Below are 16376 nucleotides of genomic sequence, written 5' to 3'. Positions count from 1 at the left end.
CGCACCCAGTGTCCTGCTTTGCCAATAACGCTGGTCAGTCCTATTTTCGGATGAGAACCCGCTGATCAATCCCCCGCGCACACAATTGCATCGCCTTTGAGCTTAGTAGGAAAAATCTCAAACTGATCTTTGCCGAGCGCGGGGGAGAGAAGCGGCGCGTCGGCTTGGAACAAGCCGACGCGCCTGTCCCACCCCACCCTGGCGAGCGGTGCGTTGAATCAGGGTTTTCATCCGGAGGGGACAGACAGACGTCGTGTTTTTCGTTCAACGAAGCGAATCGATTTCGATTAAAAATTGGCCTCGGATTTATGCCGAGAGAAGAGGTGTTATTCGAGGTGGCAAGGTGAGGAGTTTATGAAAACCCTGAGGCAATGCGCCGCTCGCCTTATACACAAAGATCGTTTTAACGATCTTTACTCCACCTCACGAATCTTTCGACGCGGGGAGGGTCGTTGCATTACGACCAGCGAACTACGCGAGTTTTGTGGCGGCTCAAAGCCGGGCGCGAGTTTTGCGGCGGCTTGAAGCCGATCAGTACTTGAGGTCGGGCTTGCCCATATAGCGTACGGGGGCGTTCTCGAACGAGCCTTGGGCCCAGGAGTCGCGGTGGTCGCCGGCGGCCTGATAGCAGACCCAGATGCGGCCCGAGGCGCTGCCCGCCTGTTGAAACAGCTCGCCGCTCTCGTCAAAGGGCTTCACGTCCCAACTGGTGATTCGCATCACCCAGGCGTTGGAGGCGTTCCAGCTCGTGGTGGCTTTGAGTTCGTCGTTCTTGTAGACCTGGAAGTAGCCGTCGCCGAAGCTCAGCTCGCGGCTATGCGACCAGCCGCTGCTGGGCACCTCGGGCAGGTCGATGTTGATGCTCTGGCCGCCGATCACGATGTCGGTGGGGTCTGCCAGCGGCGTCTCGGAGATCACCAGCTTCCACTCGCCGAAGCTCGGCTCGAAGTAGACCGCCTGGGCTGTAAACGGCCTGCCGTCGGCCTGGCCCGTGATCGTACCCGGCACAATTTCGGAGAGCTCGGGTGGGTTGGCGCACAGCGCATCGTCGGCATTGTCCGCGGTCGGAGTCGCGTCCGTCTGATCGGCGGGTTTGGGACAGCCGCAGAGTGCGAGCAGTCCGACGATCAGCAACAACGCCAGAGTCTTGATTCGCATGCTCACCTCCTGTGTCAACGCTCGGTCAAATTCTTTGGAAAGACCCAGCCGCCCATTGCGCGTTCGAGCTCGAGCGCCGCGGCCACGGTCAGGTGATCGTTGCCGTGTACGCCTACGACCTGCACGCCCAGCGGCAGGCCCGCGCTGTTCAGGCCCAGCGGCACCTGGGTGGCGGGCAGCTCGAGCACGTTGATTACCGCTGTGTAAACGAAGTCGAACGGCGTGATCATCGGCGCATAGTGCCGCGGCGCGGGCCGCGAGAAAGACGGGAAGAGCATTACCCCTTGCTTGCCGATCAGCTCCACCAGTTCGCGTCGCAGCTCATGTCCGGCGCGGACCGCCTTTTCCACGTGGCCCGGGATGTAGCTGGGCAATGCCTCGATCGCCGCAAGCACGATCGCGGGCAGAGTGTGCGGCGAGCGGCGCAGGGCCCAGAGCAGCATCTGGTAAGGGAAGCTGATCGGCTTACCGTTGCCCAGGCTCTCGCTGAAGGTCGCGCCGTTGGCCTCGAGCAGCATTGAGGACCAGATGTCGGACGAGCGCTTGAGAGCAGGCACCCGCGCGGTGCGCACCTGGGCTCCGGCGCGTTCCAGGGCCGCTCCCGCGCGGCGCATCGACTGCCGCAGATCGTCGGAGACCCGCGTGACGCCGTTGTCCTCGACCATCACCACCTTGAGTTTGCTCAAATCGACCTTTGCCGGGTCGCCCAGCTCGAATTCGGCGCACCCGTCGTCTTGGCCGTCGGGCCCGCGCATCAGATTGATCAACGGCCACAGATCCTCGGCCCGGCGGGCCAACGGCCCGGTGGTCAAATAGCGCAGGGCCGCGCCGTGGGCCGTGGGGTACTGGCCGCTGTTGGGAATCAGGCCGCCGGTGGGCTTGTGGCCGAACACGCCGTTGAAAAAGGCGGGCATGCGGATCGATCCGCCCACGTCCGAGCCCACGCCGAACGGCGATGCGCCCGAGGCGATGATCGAGCCCTCGCCGCCCGACGAGCCGCCCACCATGTGCTGCGTGTCGTAAGGGTTGTTGGTGCGGCCGTAGAGCCGGTTGTCGGTCTCCATCCACATGCACAGCTCGGAGGTGTTGGTCACGCCCATCGGGATTGCTCCGGCCGCTCGCAGGCGCCCGACCACCGTGGCGTCGGATTGCGAAACCACCTGCTTGCGCGCCACCAATCCCGAGGCGTTGGGCATGCCGGTAAGGGCGAAGCACTCCTTGACCGTGCACGGCACGCCCAGCAGTGGCGGCAGCTTGGCCCGCGACCCGGGCTTGCGCCCCTTGAGCCGCTTGTCCACGGCGTCGGCCTCGGATCGCGCCGCTGCAAAGCGATCGGCGACCATCGCGTTAATCAGCGGATTGACCTGCTCGATGCGCGCAATGTGCGCCTCGAGCGCCTCGCGCGAGCTCAGATCGCCTTTGCGGATCTTCGCGGCCAGTGCCGTGGCGGAAAGGGTCAGCAGTTCATTCATCAATACGCTCCCAGTAGAGCCCGGAGTGTCGAGCGGGAGAGGCGATGATAGCGCCCCGGGCCCGTTGGGGCAAAGTAAGCTTGATCGTCCGTGTGCCCCATGCTATCCAAGCGTTCGATGCGTTTATATGCAGTCCTTTGCGTCGCGGCGATTGCGCTGCTGATCGTTGCGGCCGCGCCGTGCACCGCGGCCCCGGCCCACCCCTGCCCGTGCTGCGCCGTGGACGAGGCGCGCATCTCGCAGATCCTCGAACAGATGACCCTCGAACAGAAAGTGGCGCAGCTTTACATGGTCGGGGTCAACATGCTCCCCGGCTCGCGCCACAAGGCCCGGCGGCTGGTGCGCGACCTGGGAGTCGGCGGCGTGTTTTTACCACCGATTTCCAGCGTGGCCTTTTCACCGCGCAGAACCGCGAGCAACGTGCGCAAGCTCCAGCTCTGGGCCCTGGAGCGCGACAATCCGATTCCGCTGCTGATCGCCGTGGACCAGGAGGGCGGCATCCCCCAGGCGCTCAACGACATCACCGGCGGCACGGACACCCCGGGCAACATGGGGCTGGGCGCAACCTTCGACGCCGGAGCCACATTGCAGGCTTACGACCTGATGGGACAACAGCTTTACGCCCTGGGGATCAACGTTAATTTCGCGCCGGTGATCGAGCCCGACGCCGGGCCCTCCGAGCCCTCGATGTACACCCGCTGCTTCAGCGCCTCGACCCGGGCCGTGGCCGCGCACGGCGCGCAGGCTGTGCGCGGGCTTCAGGCCAATCGCGTGATCGCCTGCGTCAAACATTTCCCGGGCCACGCCAACGCGCCCGGGGACGAGCACTTCGGCCCGGTAGTCAACGGCGAGAACCGCGAGACGATCTTTAGTCGCTATCTGCCGCCGTTCGACGCGGCGATCTCCAACGGCGCCGAGATGGTGATGCTGACCCACGCCACATATCGCGGCTTGGGCAATCTGCCCGCGTCCATCGATCCGACAGTGATCGAGCTGCTGCGCGTGGAGCTTGGGTTCGAGGGCGTGATCATCACCGACGATATCAATATGGGCGCGATTATTGCCGCGGACTGGAACGAGCTTCCCGACCTGGCGATGCTGCGCGCGGGCGTGGACATAATCCTGGACAGCGCCGCGGACTCCCGGCCGAACCTAACGCGCTCATCAGCGAGCTACGCGCGATGGCCGCACAAGGTCGAGGAGCAGATCGCCGCGGTGGCGCGGGCCGTGCGCGCAGGGCGCATCGACGAGGGGCGCATCGATCGCTCGGTGCGCCGCGTGCTGCGGCTGAAGATGAAGTACTGCCTGCTCGACGAGCCGTACCGCGATCCCAAACAGGTCGAGCGCGGGCTGGACACCGCGGAGCAGCGTCTGCTCGCCCAGCAGCTGCACTCGCGGGCGTTGACCGTGGTGCGCGACGAGGCCGAGCTGCTGCCGTTGGACCTGCAAACCCAGGCGCGCGTGCACGTGGTCTGCATCGGCCGCGCACCCCAACAGATGTACGCCGGCGCTGCTTGGCCCAACCTCTCGGGGACCACGCTGCTGGCCCAGGTGCAGGCGATCGACCGCCAGGCCACGGGCGATACATTCCCGTTAAATCCCCACCAGCGCCGGATCGAGCAGATCGTGGAGCGCGCGCAGGCCGCAACGCCGCAGGTGCTGCTGATCGGCTCCTACGACGCCTATTATCATCCGCAGCAGGCCGAGCTGGTCCGCAGGCTGCTGGCCTTGAAGCTGCCGACGCTGATCGTGGCCCTGGCCACACCCTATGACCTGCTGGCGTTTCCCGAGGCCACGACCTATTTGGCGACGTACTCCAACCGCGACATCGCCGTGCAAATCGCGGTGCGGGCGATCTTCGGCAAGGCTGCGGCCCAGGGCCGCCTGCCCGTGGCGCTGCCCGGTCTCTATCCGGCCGGTTGGCAATATCAGCCGCAACCAAAATCCGATGAGTGATGAATAAGGGCAAACCAGCGCTGGTCGCCCCGGCGCTGCTGGTTGCGGTGGCGGCGATCAGCTTTGCCGCGATCTTCTTTATCAAGGCCGAGCCGACCCACCCGCTGGTCAGCGCGGGCGTACGGCTGGCCGTGGCCGCGCTGCTGCTCGCGCCGTTTTCCGTGCGCGCTCTGGTCAACGGAGGGCTGCGCGGACGCGCGCTGATCTCGTCCCTATTTGCGGGGCTGGCCTACGCCGTGCATTTCGGCGCTTGGGTCACCTCCCTGGGTCTGACCAGTGTGGCAGCATCGGTGACCCTGGTGACCATCAACCCGTTGATCCTGGCTTTGGTCGGCACCCTGACCCGCCGCGACAAACCCGGCGGCAGGCTGTGGCTGTCCATCGGCCTGGCCTGCGTGGGCGTGGCGATCATCGGCGGCCATGACCTGGTCGGGGGCCGCGACGCTCTGCTGGGCGACGGACTGGCGCTGGTCGGCGCGTTGGCCATGTCGTGCTATTTGCTGCTTGGCCGAAGCCTGGGCGACAAGCTGGACCCGCTGGCTTACTCGGGCGTGGCCACGGCCGTGGGCGCGGCCCTGCTGCTGGGGTGCGCAACCGTTGCAGGTGTACCGATCCGCGTGGCCTCGTCCGAGGCGCTGTTCTACCTAGTGCTGGCAGCCGTGGTGCCGCAGCTGATCGGCCACAACCTGATCACCTGGTCCCTGCGCCACGCCGCACCGGCCGCGGTGGCGATGTCGATCGTGGGCGAGCCGGCCGGGGCCGCAATCCTTGGCTGGCTGTGGCTGGGCCGCCCGGTATCCGGAATCACGGCCCTGGGCTGCATCGTGACCCTGTCTGCGGTTATAATCGCGGTCCGTCAAGGAACACCCGGTAAGATCCGCTCGAAATGAGGATTGCACTATGAGCTTATGGCAAAAATTGATTCGTAAATCGTGCCTGCTTTCGGTCATGGCCGCGCTGCTGCTGCTTTGCGGCTGCGGCGTGCCGACCCTGGACATCCCGGTGCTCTACGATGCGGCCCAGGTCGGCTCGCAGTTCTACGCCGAGTACCCGCTGATCGACCAGGACGTGCCCTACGTCGAGGACAACGCGCCGCTGCAGGTGCTCGACATCTTCCGCGTCGAATCGGACCAGCCCGCGCCGGTGGTGGTCTTCGTGCACGGCGGCACCTGGCAATACACCACGCGCAAGGACTACGGCGCACTGGCTGAGACGCTGACCGAGCGCGGCTTTGTCACGGTGATCGTCGATTTCCGGATGTACCCCGACGACATCTATCCCACGTTCGTCGACGATACGGTCAGCGCGTTGAACTGGACCATGGCGCACATCGCCGAGTACGGCGGCGACCCGCAGCGCGTGATTCTGATGGGGCACTCGGCCGGGACGCACCTGCTGGCAATGGTGCTCACCGACGATACCTTCCGCTCCAAGCTGACCTTCGATCCGCTGGCGCAGATCGACGGTGTGGTGCTGCTCGCCGGTCCCTACCACTTCAATATCAAGGTTCTTCCCGGCGTGCGCCGGATGGTGTTCGACGCCATGGGCTCGCTGGAGAACATGCAGCACGCCCAGCCGATTCTCTACGCGCGCGGCGACATCCCGCCGACCCTGCTGATGGTCGGCGAGGACGACGACCTGGCCAAGCCGCAGCTTACGTTGGACTACTACGCGGCCCTCAAGGAGCAAGGCGCACCGGTGCAGCTCGAGCTGATTCCCAACAACGACCACTACGCCATCGTGCTCGCAATGTGCGAGGGGTACGAGGGGCTGTCGCTTGCGCACACCCTGCGCTTCATCAACCAGCGCATCGGCACCAACGTGCAGTAGCCCGGATATGCGCGGACGGACTGCGGCGGGGTTCCGGACGCCCTTGAACAACTCAACCGCGAGATCGCGCAGCACGGCGTGATCGCCGCGTTCGAGGTGCTGGTGCGCTATTACGAGCTGGCCGACCCGCTGGCCGAGGTCGACCTGTCCGAGCAGCATTTGTTCTCCTGCGCCGGGGGCTCGTGCTCGGGCGGCATGTCGATAGGCCTGGCGCTGGGTCGACACCTCGAGCCGCGATAACATCCGCGCCGCACTGCTCGAGGGGCCGCCGTACGCCTACATCATGACCTACGCCGATTTCTACTCTTATGACGAGGGGGAGCACTCAAGCGGCGGCGCGTGCGGCGGCCATGGCGTGACCCTCGTCGGCTACGACGCCACGGAGCAGTACTGGATCGGCAAGAACTCCTGGGGCGAGGCCGAGATCGAGAGCTACCTGGGCAAGATGGTCTACCGGCCCGATCCGCAGCCGGACGATGACGACGACGACTTGGATGACGACGATGCGGCCGAAGACGATGATATTGCAGACGATGATGCGACCGACGATGACCAGCCAAGCCAGCCGGGGGACCAAGATGACGACCAAGACTGCTGCGCCGGTTGAGCGCGGCTTTTGCAGATAACTTGATTTGCCTTTCATTTCGACATATTATTTTTAGAATTGTAGCCCCGCTATCCCAAACCATTGATAAGCTAACAGATAACCGTTACAGCAATATACGCATCCTATCCCAGCACCCAAAGGAGCAGTTCCTATGACGGAGAAACAATACGACGTAGTAGTAATCGGCGGCAGCGCCGCAGGCCTGACAGCGGCGATCACCGTGCATCGTCACTATCCGGACAAGTCGATCCTGCTGGTGCGCAAGGAGCAGAAGGTCATGATCCCCTGCGGCATCCCCTACATTATGGGCACCGTCGGATCGGCCGACAACAACCTGATCCCCGACGCGCCGTTGACCGCCAACAACGTCGATCTGATCATGGACTGCGTGATCAAGATCGACCGAGAGGCCAAGCAGATCACGCTGGCGGAGGGCCCAAGCATCGGCTACGGCAAGCTGATCGTGGCCACCGGTTCCCAGCCGATTATCCCCGGCGTGCCCGGCGTTGAGAAACCCAATGTCTACGCGATCTACAAGGACTTCGTGCAGTTGGGCGAGCTGCAAGAGGCGCTCAATGGCATCAAGAACCTGGTGATCATCGGCGGCGGGTTCATCGGCGTGGAGTTCGCCGACGAGTGTAAAAAATCGGGCATCGAAAACGTGACGATCGTCGAGATGCTCGATCACTGCCTGCAACTGACCTTTGACAAGCCGTACTGCATGGCCGCCGAGAAGATTATCCGCGAACGTGGAGTCAACGTGCGCACGACCGCCAAGGTGGTCAAGCTCGATGGCGCAGACAAGGTCGAGAAAGTCGTGTTGGACAACGGCGAGGAGCTGCCGGCCGACGCGGTGCTGCTGGGAATCGGCGCACGGGCCAGCGTGGAACTGGCCAGAGACTGCGGCCTGAACATCGGACCCACCGGCGGAATTCAGGTTGATCGCTTCCAGCGCAGCTCAGACCCCAACGTGTTCGCCGCAGGCGACTGCGCCGAGAAGATCTCATTTTTCGGCGGCAGGCCCAGCGGTCTCAAGCTGGCCTCGATCGCCTCGGCTGAGGCGCGTATTGCCGGAGCCAACCTCTTCGGCGTCCGCCGCGAGAACATCGGCACCATCGGCGTGTGGTCCACGGCCATCGGCGAAACCGCGCTGGCCGGCGCAGGCCTGACCGAGAGCATGGCCACCAACATGGGATACGACTATGTGGTCGGCGAGGCCGAGGCGCCCAACCGCCATCCGGGGTGCATGCCCGGGATGTCGGCGATCAAGGCCAAGCTGCTGTTCGAACGCCGCACCGGCGTGCTGATCGGCGCGCAGCTGATGGGCGCACTTTCCGTCGGCGAGCTGATCAACGCCCTGAGCGCCTGCATCCAGCAGCGGATGACCTTTGACGATATAGCGATCTTCCAGATCGGCACGCATCCGGCGCTCACCGCCTCACCGGTGGCCTACCAGTTGGTCAACGCCGCTGAGATGGCAATGATGAAAGCCCAGGGCTGACGTCCGATAATTTAACCGTCTGAAAACAAAACGGCCCCGGGAAACCGGGGCCGTTTTTTTTACTTGAATCGAGCGGTCGCTTATTGCTCGGGAACGCAGGCACTCATGCAATCGCCCAGGTTGCCCAGGCAGGCGGCATAGCAGGCCGTGTCGTCGTCGCCGCAGCCGTTGCCGCAGGTCTCAGCGGTGTCGAGGCAGGCCTGCAGGCAGTTGATGTAGACCGAGTCGCCCTGGCCCGTGGCGTCGAGGCAGTCCAGGTAGGTGCTCAGCTCGTCGATCAGGCAGTCGTACTGGCACTTGATGTCGGTAACGCCGCAATCGGTGATGCAGCCCAGCAGATCCGGCGTCAGGTCTTCGCAGTCATCGGGCCAATCGTCGTCATCGCCGGTGTCGTCATCGTCAATGTCGTCGTCTCCAGTGTCATCGTCATCGCCGGTGTCGTCGTCGCCATCGCTATCATCGTCGTCGTCATCGTCGCAGGCGCAGCCCAGGGTCATGGACATGCCCAGCATCAGCGCCAGGGCCAGGATCATCAGGAATGTGACGATACTTTTGCGCATTGCGTTTTTCTCCCTTGGTTATTGAGGAATACCCCATGCTTTCATAGTGAGCCGGTGAGGGTCAAGCGAAGTTTTTCTTCATCCCGAGCGTCGCGGCAGGCGCACATCTCCGCGGCGCACGGTGAGCTTGATGCGGTCGAAGTACTCGGCCAGCGGAATGGTGAACTTGCGGCTGGCGCCGGTGAGTTCCTTGTAGCCCTGGGCGTTGATTTCGCCGTGCTGTTCAAGATAGGCCTTGAGCTGCCCGGCCAACTTTTCGAGGGCCGCGGCGTCGAAGTAGAGAAACTGCGCCACGCGCACGATCTTCCCTTGGGCGCTGAGCTGCTTGAGCGCCTCCAGGGCGTACTCGCGGTCGTCGAATTGCTCGAGGACCTCGTTCTGGGTCGGCGGGGTCAGCCCGGCCCGGGCAAAGATGTCGGCCACTTCCTCGACCGTCTGTTGAAGCTTGCCGGCCAGCACCACTTTGTGGTCGGCGCGACGCGCGATGTCCTGCTCGACCACGACCTCCGAGCTCGCGGCCAGCGCCTCGAGCGCGCGGTTGAACAGCCTGCCGGGCAGCGGATATTCGATTCGGCTGCGCAGCTCGCCCAGGGGCATGCCCGGATCGTTGGGTCGGTCCGCATGATAGCGTTCGAGCAGCGCGGCGATGCTCGATGTGACCATCTGCAAAAAGCGCGAGTGGATCGCCCGCGACTCCTCGCGCTCGACCTTGACGATCGTGCCTTGGGCCAACAGCTTGTCGAACGCGCGGTTGATCTCACGGCGCGAGGCCCGCACCAGGGTCGGTAATTCGCGCTGCGCCAGGCCGCGGAATCCCGCGCCCTCGACGTGGATCGCCACCTGCTCGAGCAGCGTGCCGTCGGCGAGCTTGCGCAGGTCGGCCAGCAACCCCTGGCGTCCGGGCTTGTGCTTACCCGGCCGGGCGTGGAGCACCATGCCGCCGCCGATGGTGCGCACCGGCGAATAGGAGCGCAGCACGAAGCGGTCCTCGGGCATTAAAACCAGCGGCTGCTCGAGGCGGATCTGGGCCAGCACCGTTGAGCCGGGCTCGATCCGCTCGGACTCGAGGTTGACGATCCGCCCTAAAATCTCGGCCGTGCCCGCGTGCACGCGCACCCGGGTGCGCGGTTTGAGCGCCGCGGCCTCGGACAGCAGGCTGACCCGCGCGTCGAACATGTGGGTCGGGGTGAACACCTTGCGCGGCACGAGCACCTCGCCGCGCTCGATCTCGTCGCGGTCGACCCCCTGCAGGTTGATCGCTGTGCGCTGGCCCGCCCGCGCCGCGTCGGCCGACTCGCCGTGGACCTGAATCGAGCGCACTTTGGCGCGTTTACGCGAGGGCAGCACCTCGACCTCGGCGCCGACTTGGATCTCGCCCTCGATCGATGTGCCGGTAACCACGGTTCCCAGGCCGCGCAGGGTGAACACGCGGTCGATGGGCATGCGGAACAGTCCGTCGGTGGGGCGTTGCTCGACCTGCTGCGCCAGAGCGTCGAGCACGGCGATCAGCTCGTCGCGGCCCTGGCCGGTGGTCGCCGAGAACTCGACCAGCGGCGCGTCGGCCAGAAAAGTATCGGCCACCAGTTCGGCCACGTCCTGTCGCGCCATCTCGAGCAGCTCCGGATCCTCGACCAGGTCGATCTTGGTCAGCACGATCAGCCCGTGGCGCACGCCGAGCAGGCGGCAGATCTCGAAGTGCTCGCGGGTCTGGGGCATCACCCCCTCGTCCGCGGCCACGATCAGGGCCAACAGGTCGATCCCGCCCGCACCGGCGACCATGGCGCGCACGAAACGCTCGTGGCCCGGCACGTCCACGATCCCGAGCCTGATTCCCGAGGGCAGGTCGATGAAGGCGAACCCGAGCTCGATGGTGATCCCGCGGGTCTTCTCCTCTTTGAGCCGATCGGTGTCGATCCCGCTCAGCCGCAGGACCATGCTCGTCTTGCCGTGATCCACGTGACCGGCGGTGCCCAGCACTAGGCGTTTTTCCGGGACGTTCAATTCCGATCCTCGCCTTGGAGACCGCGCTGGGCCGCGGCGATGGACAGCGGGCGCACCGTGGCGACCAACGGCTGATCGTCGACCAACAGATAGGGCGTCTCATCGCCGATCCGATAGTCGCTCAGCGGAAACATCACCACGCCCAAGGAGTAGTCGCCGCGCTCGATGTTTTCCAGGCCGCGCACGGTGTAGCCGGTGTTGGCGCAGCTTCCCGGTTGCTCCTCGGGCGGGTCGGGGACGGCCATGTCGTCGCGGTAGTAAAGCTCGAAGTTGATCGGGAAATCCTCGCGGTCGTAGATGTTGCGGCTCAGCCAGCCGCCGCGCTCGCCGGGCAGCGTGCCCGCGACCACGGTCCACTCGAATTCGCCGCGGTCCAGCGTAAGCTCGGCGGGCGACATCACGCCGTCGACGTCCACCCCCTGGCGGTTGTTCGAGTTGTACCAGCGCCGCCCCGGCCGCTCGCAGTTGGAGTCGGTGCTGACCCGCACCACCGGCTCGCTGAGCAGGCTGCCCACGTCGAATGGCACGTGGAACACCAGCGAGTAGCCGATGGAGCGGCCGTAGAACTCGGTGTCGAGGTAGGTGCGCGGCGTGGGGATCAGGCTGAACAGGTACTGCCAGTTGGCGGTGCGGCGCAGCAGGCGCACCGGCCCGTCGATGTAACCGGTGACGATGGTGGTGAAGCCGTCCTCGTCGATCGACAGCGGAAACAGGCCCAGCACCTTGCCGCTGAAGCGGATCTTCATCCGGTCGGCGATGCTGCGGCCCGAGCCGCCGGCCTCGACCTTGACCAGCTGCCTGCCGATCGAAATCGGCGCGGAGGGCGAGAAGCCCAACTCGTAGCGCTCGGCGTCGATCTCGTCGGTCAGCGGATCGTAGCGCACGTAGTCGATTTCCGAACGCGGCGCGTCGCCGATGTACCGCACCAAATAGGCCCAGCCGCTGCTGTTATCCGCCGGATCGCTCAGCTCGATCTCGAGCGCCGCGTCCGCGCCGGGCAGATAGGGCGACGCATCGAGCCGGTCGCCGGCATCCCAGCAGCCGAAGACCAACTCGTCGTTGGCGTCCAGCGCCGGGTCCTGGTCCGGGTTGGGCTCGACGCCCTGGTAATAGGCGTAGCGTCCCTGCTCGTCGCGTTGGTCGACCTGGAACGGAATCGGCTCGAGCCGTCCGTCGTGAACAGCGAGCAGCCCCAGACTCTCGATGTTCGAACCGATCAGCCCCGGCAGCCGGTCGGCGCGCAGCACCACCGGGTCGACGTCGCGGTCTAGGGTCTTGAGCCGCAGCTCGCGGCCGAGCATCAACGCCGGGCTGCCCAGCACAATGGCCGCGGCGCAGACCAGCATCAGGCTCAGTCGGGTTTGCGGCAGCCGCAGCTTGATCGGTCCCAGACCGATGGTCCTGGCGTGGTCGCGGCTGTTCTTTGTTGCGTGGCGCATCGGCCCTCCGCGCTGATTGCCTGTTGGGATTCGAAATGTTAGCGGTCGCGGGCCCTCAAGTCCAACGGCAATCAACATCGATCCACAGCCCGGACTTGCCCGATGGCGGACGCCGGATTAACCTGATGCCCATGGCGCAAAAACAGCACTTCGAGGTCAATACCAACGACCGGCAGCAGCTGATCGACATCACGGCCCAAGTTGAACGGATCGTGGCGCAAAGCGGATTCCGCGACGGACTGGCCGTGGTCTTCACGCCGCACACCACGGCCGGGATCACGATCAACGAGAACGCCGATCCGGACGTGCAGCACGACCTGCTGCTGGTGCTCGACAGGCTGCTGCCGCAACTGCCCGAGTTCCGCCACGCCGAGGGCAACTCGCCGGGCCACGCCAAGTCGAGCCTGGTCGGCTGTTCCCAGACCTTGATCGTCGAACACGGCCGACTGTGTCTGGGCACCTGGCAGGGGATCTACTTCTGCGAGTTCGACGGGCCGCGCACGCGCCGGGTCTGGGTCAGACTGATCCAGGACGCATAGCGACGCTCGTTACGTCGCACGCCTGCGATTTGTTTTAGCTTTTATCGGTTGCTGTTCGCTGCTACTATCTAATTCAAGGAGTGTGCCTTGGTGATCCCTGAGAAAGAGTCCCGACCGGTACTACTGGTGATCGACGACGAGGTCGAGTTCCTGGAAACGGCGCAAATGTTTTTCCGCCGCCGGGGGTTCGAAGTTCTGGTCGCCGACTGCGAGAAGACCGTGTTCGAAATCGTGGCCCAACAGAGCATCAGCTATATCCTGGTCGACTACTTCCTGGGCGACGTGGACGGGCTGAGCCTGGTCACCGGACTGCGCGACCGAGTCAAGAAGGTCGCACTGCTCACCGGTTACGCCTCCTCGGACGTGGCGGCCCAGGCCCGCGACCTGGGATTCCATGTGTTCCGCAAGCCGGCTAACCTGGACTCGATCAGCACCTATTTCCTTGCCGAGTGACGTTGAGCAAACTCGGTTGTCAGACTCGATACAGTATTGAGCGGCGGCCCGGGGATAGCCTGACGCAAAAGCATCACGCCTCAAACGCAAACAGGGAGACCGATTGACCCTCACACGACGAGAAGCACTTGCCGGAGCGTTGGCCGCCACGGCCGCGCTGGGTCTCTCGCCGAACGCGGCACTGGCCGCGGGCCCGCTGTTGGCCAAGGTCAAGGGGAATCCGGAGGCTGCCACGCGCAAAGCCGTGGAGTTGGTCGGCGGAATGTCCAAGTTCTGCGGCCGCGGCAGCAAGGTAGTAATTAAACCCAATATGGGATTTGCCGTGGGTCCGGCAGTGGGAGCGACAACCAACCCGCAGGTGGTGCGCGTCCTGGCCCAAATGGCCCTCGAGGCCGGAGCCAAGCGGGTGCTGGTGATCGACAACCCGGTGCACCAGACCCGGGCCTGCCTGGAACAGAACCAGATCCGGGAAGCCTGCGCCGATCTGCCCGACACCACGGTACTGACCATGGACGATAAGCGCTTTTTCGTCGACCAGCAGGTGCCCGGCGGCCAAACGCTACGTAAGACCGCCGTGTTCAAGGACATCGTCGAATCCGACCTGCTGATCAACGTGCCCACTGCCAAGAGCCACGGCTCGACCACGGTCAGCATGAGCCTGAAGAATTTGATGGGCGCGATTTACAACCGTCGCGTGTTCCATGCGGTGCACAACCTGCACCAGGCGATCGCCGACCTCTCGAGCCTGGTTCGACCCGGCCTGATCGTGCTCGACGCCAGCCGCTGCCTGACCGACAAGGGGCCCGGCGGCCCGGGCACGCTGGTCAAGGCCAGAACGATCATCGCCGGCAGCGACCCGGTGGCCGTCGACTCGCTGGGAGTCACGCTGGCCCCGTGGTACGGCAAGCGGCTCGAGCCGTCGCAGATCAAGCACATCGTCCGCGCCGCGCAGCTTGGGCTGGGCGAGATCAACAGCGACCGCTGGCAGGTACGGAGCGCGGAAGTTTGACACGCCGGGCGATCCAGGCGATCTGCCTGGCGCTGTTCGTCTACGCGATTTACCTCACGCACTATCCGTTCACCGAGTACTTCCCGGTGGACGCATTTCTCAAGCTCGACCCGCTGGGCCCGCTAAGCGCTGCCCTGGTTGCGCGCGCCGCGGTCTCCGGCCTGGGCCTGGCCCTGCTGATGCTGCTGCTCACCGCGATTTTCGGCCGTATCTTCTGCGGCTGGATCTGCCCGCTGGGTACGTTGCTCGATCTGAGCGACCGACTGATCCGCGGGGCCAAGCCGCGTCCGGTCAAGGTCGACCAGCGCTGGCTGTGGGTCAAATACGTGATCCTGGCCTTCCTGCTCGGGGCCGCGGCCCTGGGGGTCAACCTGGGCTATCTGCTCGACCCGATCCCGCTGATCACGCGCGTGTTCACCTATGCGGTGGCGCCGATGGTCGCCGGCGCGAGCAACGTGGGGCTTGATCTGCTGCGGCCGGTGTTCGAAAAAACCGGCCCCTACTGGCTGGCGCGCACCAGCATCGACGTGCCGCGCTTCGGCGCCGGGGCCGCGCTGTGGTTCTTGGTATTCATCGGAATCGTGGCCGGCGGACTGATCATGCCGCGGCTGTGGTGCCGCGTGCTGTGCCCGGCCGGCGCGCTGATGGGGCTGTTCTCGCGCTTTTCGCTGATCCGCCGCCGGGTGAGCGACAAGTGCGACCAAGAGGGCGACTGCGCGCGGCGCTGTCCGACCATGGCAATCGGCAAGGATCGCCGCACCACGCGCCAGGCCGAGTGCATCGCCTGCCAGACCTGCCGCGACGTCTGCGCCAAACGCGGAACCGACGCGGTGTCGTTCGGCGTAAAAAGCGCCGCTGCTCCGGCCTCGCCCCAGCCCTCCGAGGATCGCGGCGTGCCGCGGCGCTCGCTGATCGCCGGGACCGGCTGCGGCATGGCGGCGGGATTTCTCACCGCCCTGGACCCGATGGGCCTCGAACGCATGCGCACGGCCGTACGGCCGCCCGGCGCATTGCCCGAGCGCGAGTTCCTGCGCACCTGCATCCGCTGCGGACAGTGCATCAAGGCCTGCGTGACCAACACCTTGCAACCCTCGGGCCTGGCCGACGGCCTGGAGGGGATGTTCGCGCCCAAACATCTGATGCGCCTGGGAGGCTGCGACCAGAGCTGCAACCTCTGCGGCCAGGTCTGCCCCACCGGTGCGATCCGGCCGCTGTCGATGGAGCAAAAGCGCCACGCCAAGATCGGCACCGCGGCCATTGACCGCGGCCGCTGCATCGTCTGGGAAGAGGACCGCGCCTGCCTGATCTGCGACGAGGCCTGCCCCTACGACGCCATCGTGTTTCGCGCCGACGAGCTGGGCGTGCGCCGACCCTACGTGGTGGAGCAGCGCTGCAACGGTTGCGGCCTGTGCGAACAAGTCTGCCCCATCGGCGGCCGATCCGCGATCCGCGTCAGCCCCCACGGCGAGTTCCGCCTGGCCAAGGGCTCCTACATCGAGCTGGCCCGCGAACGGCGGATGACCTTCGAGCCGGTAGGCCCCACCGAGGACTCGTTCGAGTACTACTGATCTCATCGCGCCGAGAGTCCGATCGTGCTTCCTTGACGGCCCTAAGCAGCGGGTGCTACCCTGCGACGATCTCGACCAAGGAGGCAAATAATGTATTTTGTACGGATAGTTAGCAGTCATTGCAGACTTGGGAAACAATAACGGACCATGGAAATTCTGATGCCCGCCGGAGGATCGATCAGCCAGGTCGCAGCGCTGCTGCGGCACGGGGCCGACGCGATCTACTTCGGCGTGCAACCCCCGACTTCCGTTGGGCAGCGCTTCTCCCTGTTGCCGACCTCGG

The 16376-nt window shown here is 65.0% G+C and carries 15 protein-coding genes; 10 read left to right on the top strand and 5 right to left on the bottom strand.

The window, feature by feature from the left end; translation table 11 throughout:
* Positions 1 to 531: 531 nt before the first annotated feature.
* Positions 532 to 1158 (bottom strand): hypothetical protein, encoded by a 627-nt coding sequence (locus tag P9M14_03235; protein ID MDP8254739.1) that lies wholly within the window; start codon positions 1156 to 1158, stop codon positions 532 to 534.
* Positions 1159 to 1172: 14 nt separating this feature from the next.
* Entirely contained in the window at positions 1173 to 2630 is a 1458-nt protein-coding gene (locus P9M14_03230; protein MDP8254738.1) for an amidase, read from the bottom strand.
* A gap of 117 nt (positions 2631 to 2747) precedes the next feature.
* On the opposite strand from P9M14_03230, the gene P9M14_03225 reads away from it, so the two are divergent.
* The 6 genes from P9M14_03225 to P9M14_03200 all read left to right on the top strand — a co-directional run bounded on the left by P9M14_03225 (position 2748) and on the right by P9M14_03200 (position 8524).
* Positions 2748 to 4586 carry a glycoside hydrolase family 3 N-terminal domain-containing protein gene (locus P9M14_03225; protein MDP8254737.1) on the top strand — a complete coding sequence of 613 codons (1839 nt, stop codon included), beginning with the start codon at positions 2748 to 2750 and terminating at the stop codon, positions 4584 to 4586.
* A complete protein-coding gene (locus P9M14_03220; GenBank protein ID MDP8254736.1) occupies positions 4586 to 5476 on the top strand; it encodes a DMT family transporter in 891 nt (296 codons plus the stop codon). Before P9M14_03225 ends, P9M14_03220 begins: the two co-directional genes overlap by 1 nt.
* Positions 5477 to 5486: 10 nt before the next feature.
* Complete coding sequence (locus P9M14_03215; protein MDP8254735.1) at positions 5487 to 6416, top strand: alpha/beta hydrolase; 930 nt, start codon at positions 5487 to 5489, stop codon at positions 6414 to 6416.
* A gap of 78 nt (positions 6417 to 6494) precedes the next feature.
* Positions 6495 to 6656 carry a hypothetical protein gene (locus P9M14_03210; protein MDP8254734.1) on the top strand — a complete coding sequence of 54 codons (162 nt, stop codon included), beginning with the start codon at positions 6495 to 6497 and terminating at the stop codon, positions 6654 to 6656.
* 43 nt (positions 6657 to 6699) lie between these two features.
* The gene (locus P9M14_03205) at positions 6700 to 7023 is read left to right on the top strand and encodes a C1 family peptidase (GenBank protein ID MDP8254733.1); all 324 of its coding nucleotides are present in this window, start codon (positions 6700 to 6702) and stop codon (positions 7021 to 7023) included.
* 151 nt (positions 7024 to 7174) lie between these two features.
* The gene (locus P9M14_03200) at positions 7175 to 8524 is read left to right on the top strand and encodes an FAD-dependent oxidoreductase (GenBank protein MDP8254732.1); all 1350 of its coding nucleotides are present in this window, start codon (positions 7175 to 7177) and stop codon (positions 8522 to 8524) included.
* An 80-nt stretch (positions 8525 to 8604) separates the two neighbouring features.
* Here P9M14_03200 and P9M14_03195 read toward each other — a convergent pair whose 3' ends face one another.
* The 3 genes from P9M14_03195 to P9M14_03185 form a co-directional block, all read right to left on the bottom strand.
* Positions 8605 to 9084, bottom strand: a complete 480-nt coding sequence (locus P9M14_03195) for a hypothetical protein (GenBank protein ID MDP8254731.1) — start codon at positions 9082 to 9084, stop codon at positions 8605 to 8607.
* A gap of 78 nt (positions 9085 to 9162) precedes the next feature.
* Positions 9163 to 11085 (bottom strand): selenocysteine-specific translation elongation factor, encoded by a 1923-nt coding sequence (gene selB, locus P9M14_03190; protein ID MDP8254730.1) that lies wholly within the window; start codon positions 11083 to 11085, stop codon positions 9163 to 9165.
* Positions 11082 to 12524, bottom strand: coding sequence for a hypothetical protein (locus P9M14_03185; protein MDP8254729.1), 1443 nt, complete (start codon positions 12522 to 12524; stop codon positions 11082 to 11084). The genes selB and P9M14_03185 overlap by 4 nt, the downstream gene beginning before the upstream one ends.
* A 125-nt stretch (positions 12525 to 12649) precedes the next feature.
* Between P9M14_03185 and P9M14_03180 the strand changes: the two genes are divergently transcribed.
* The 4 genes from P9M14_03180 to P9M14_03165 all read left to right on the top strand — a co-directional run bounded on the left by P9M14_03180 (position 12650) and on the right by P9M14_03165 (position 16093).
* Positions 12650 to 13063 (top strand): secondary thiamine-phosphate synthase enzyme YjbQ, encoded by a 414-nt coding sequence (locus tag P9M14_03180; protein ID MDP8254728.1) that lies wholly within the window; start codon positions 12650 to 12652, stop codon positions 13061 to 13063.
* A gap of 90 nt (positions 13064 to 13153) precedes the next feature.
* Entirely contained in the window at positions 13154 to 13516 is a 363-nt protein-coding gene (locus tag P9M14_03175; GenBank protein ID MDP8254727.1) for a response regulator, read from the top strand.
* Between the two features lie 103 nt (positions 13517 to 13619).
* On the top strand, positions 13620 to 14525 hold the full coding sequence (locus P9M14_03170; GenBank protein ID MDP8254726.1) for a DUF362 domain-containing protein: 906 nt from the start codon (positions 13620 to 13622) through the stop codon (positions 14523 to 14525).
* Positions 14522 to 16093: a 4Fe-4S binding protein gene (locus tag P9M14_03165; protein ID MDP8254725.1), complete on the top strand. Its 1572-nt coding sequence runs from the start codon at positions 14522 to 14524 to the stop codon at positions 16091 to 16093. Before P9M14_03170 ends, P9M14_03165 begins: the two co-directional genes overlap by 4 nt.
* Positions 16094 to 16376: the final 283 nt, after the last annotated feature.

It is taken from the genome of Candidatus Alcyoniella australis, assembly GCA_030765605.1.
In the GTDB taxonomy this organism is placed as follows: domain Bacteria; phylum Lernaellota; class Lernaellaia; order JAVCCG01; family Alcyoniellaceae; genus Alcyoniella; species Alcyoniella australis.
This window is presented reverse-complemented; position numbering and strand designations above follow the sequence as displayed.

Bases quoted from the DNA above. Each gene is read 5' to 3' on its own strand.
- P9M14_03235 (MDP8254739.1), bottom strand. From the start codon at position 1,158: ATGCGAATCAAGACTCTGGCGTTGTTGCTGATCGTCGGACTGCTCGCA.
- P9M14_03230 (MDP8254738.1), bottom strand. From the start codon at position 2,630: ATGAATGAACTGCTGACCCTTTCCGCCACGGCACTGGCCGCGAAGATC.
- P9M14_03225 (MDP8254737.1), top strand. From the start codon at position 2,748: ATGCGTTTATATGCAGTCCTTTGCGTCGCGGCGATTGCGCTGCTGATC.
- P9M14_03220 (MDP8254736.1), top strand. From the start codon at position 4,586: ATGAATAAGGGCAAACCAGCGCTGGTCGCCCCGGCGCTGCTGGTTGCG.
- P9M14_03215 (MDP8254735.1), top strand. From the start codon at position 5,487: ATGAGCTTATGGCAAAAATTGATTCGTAAATCGTGCCTGCTTTCGGTC.
- P9M14_03205 (MDP8254733.1), top strand. From the start codon at position 6,700: ATGACCTACGCCGATTTCTACTCTTATGACGAGGGGGAGCACTCAAGC.
- P9M14_03200 (MDP8254732.1), top strand. From the start codon at position 7,175: ATGACGGAGAAACAATACGACGTAGTAGTAATCGGCGGCAGCGCCGCA.
- P9M14_03195 (MDP8254731.1), bottom strand. From the start codon at position 9,084: ATGCGCAAAAGTATCGTCACATTCCTGATGATCCTGGCCCTGGCGCTG.
- P9M14_03185 (MDP8254729.1), bottom strand. From the start codon at position 12,524: ATGCGCCACGCAACAAAGAACAGCCGCGACCACGCCAGGACCATCGGT.
- P9M14_03180 (MDP8254728.1), top strand. From the start codon at position 12,650: ATGCCCATGGCGCAAAAACAGCACTTCGAGGTCAATACCAACGACCGG.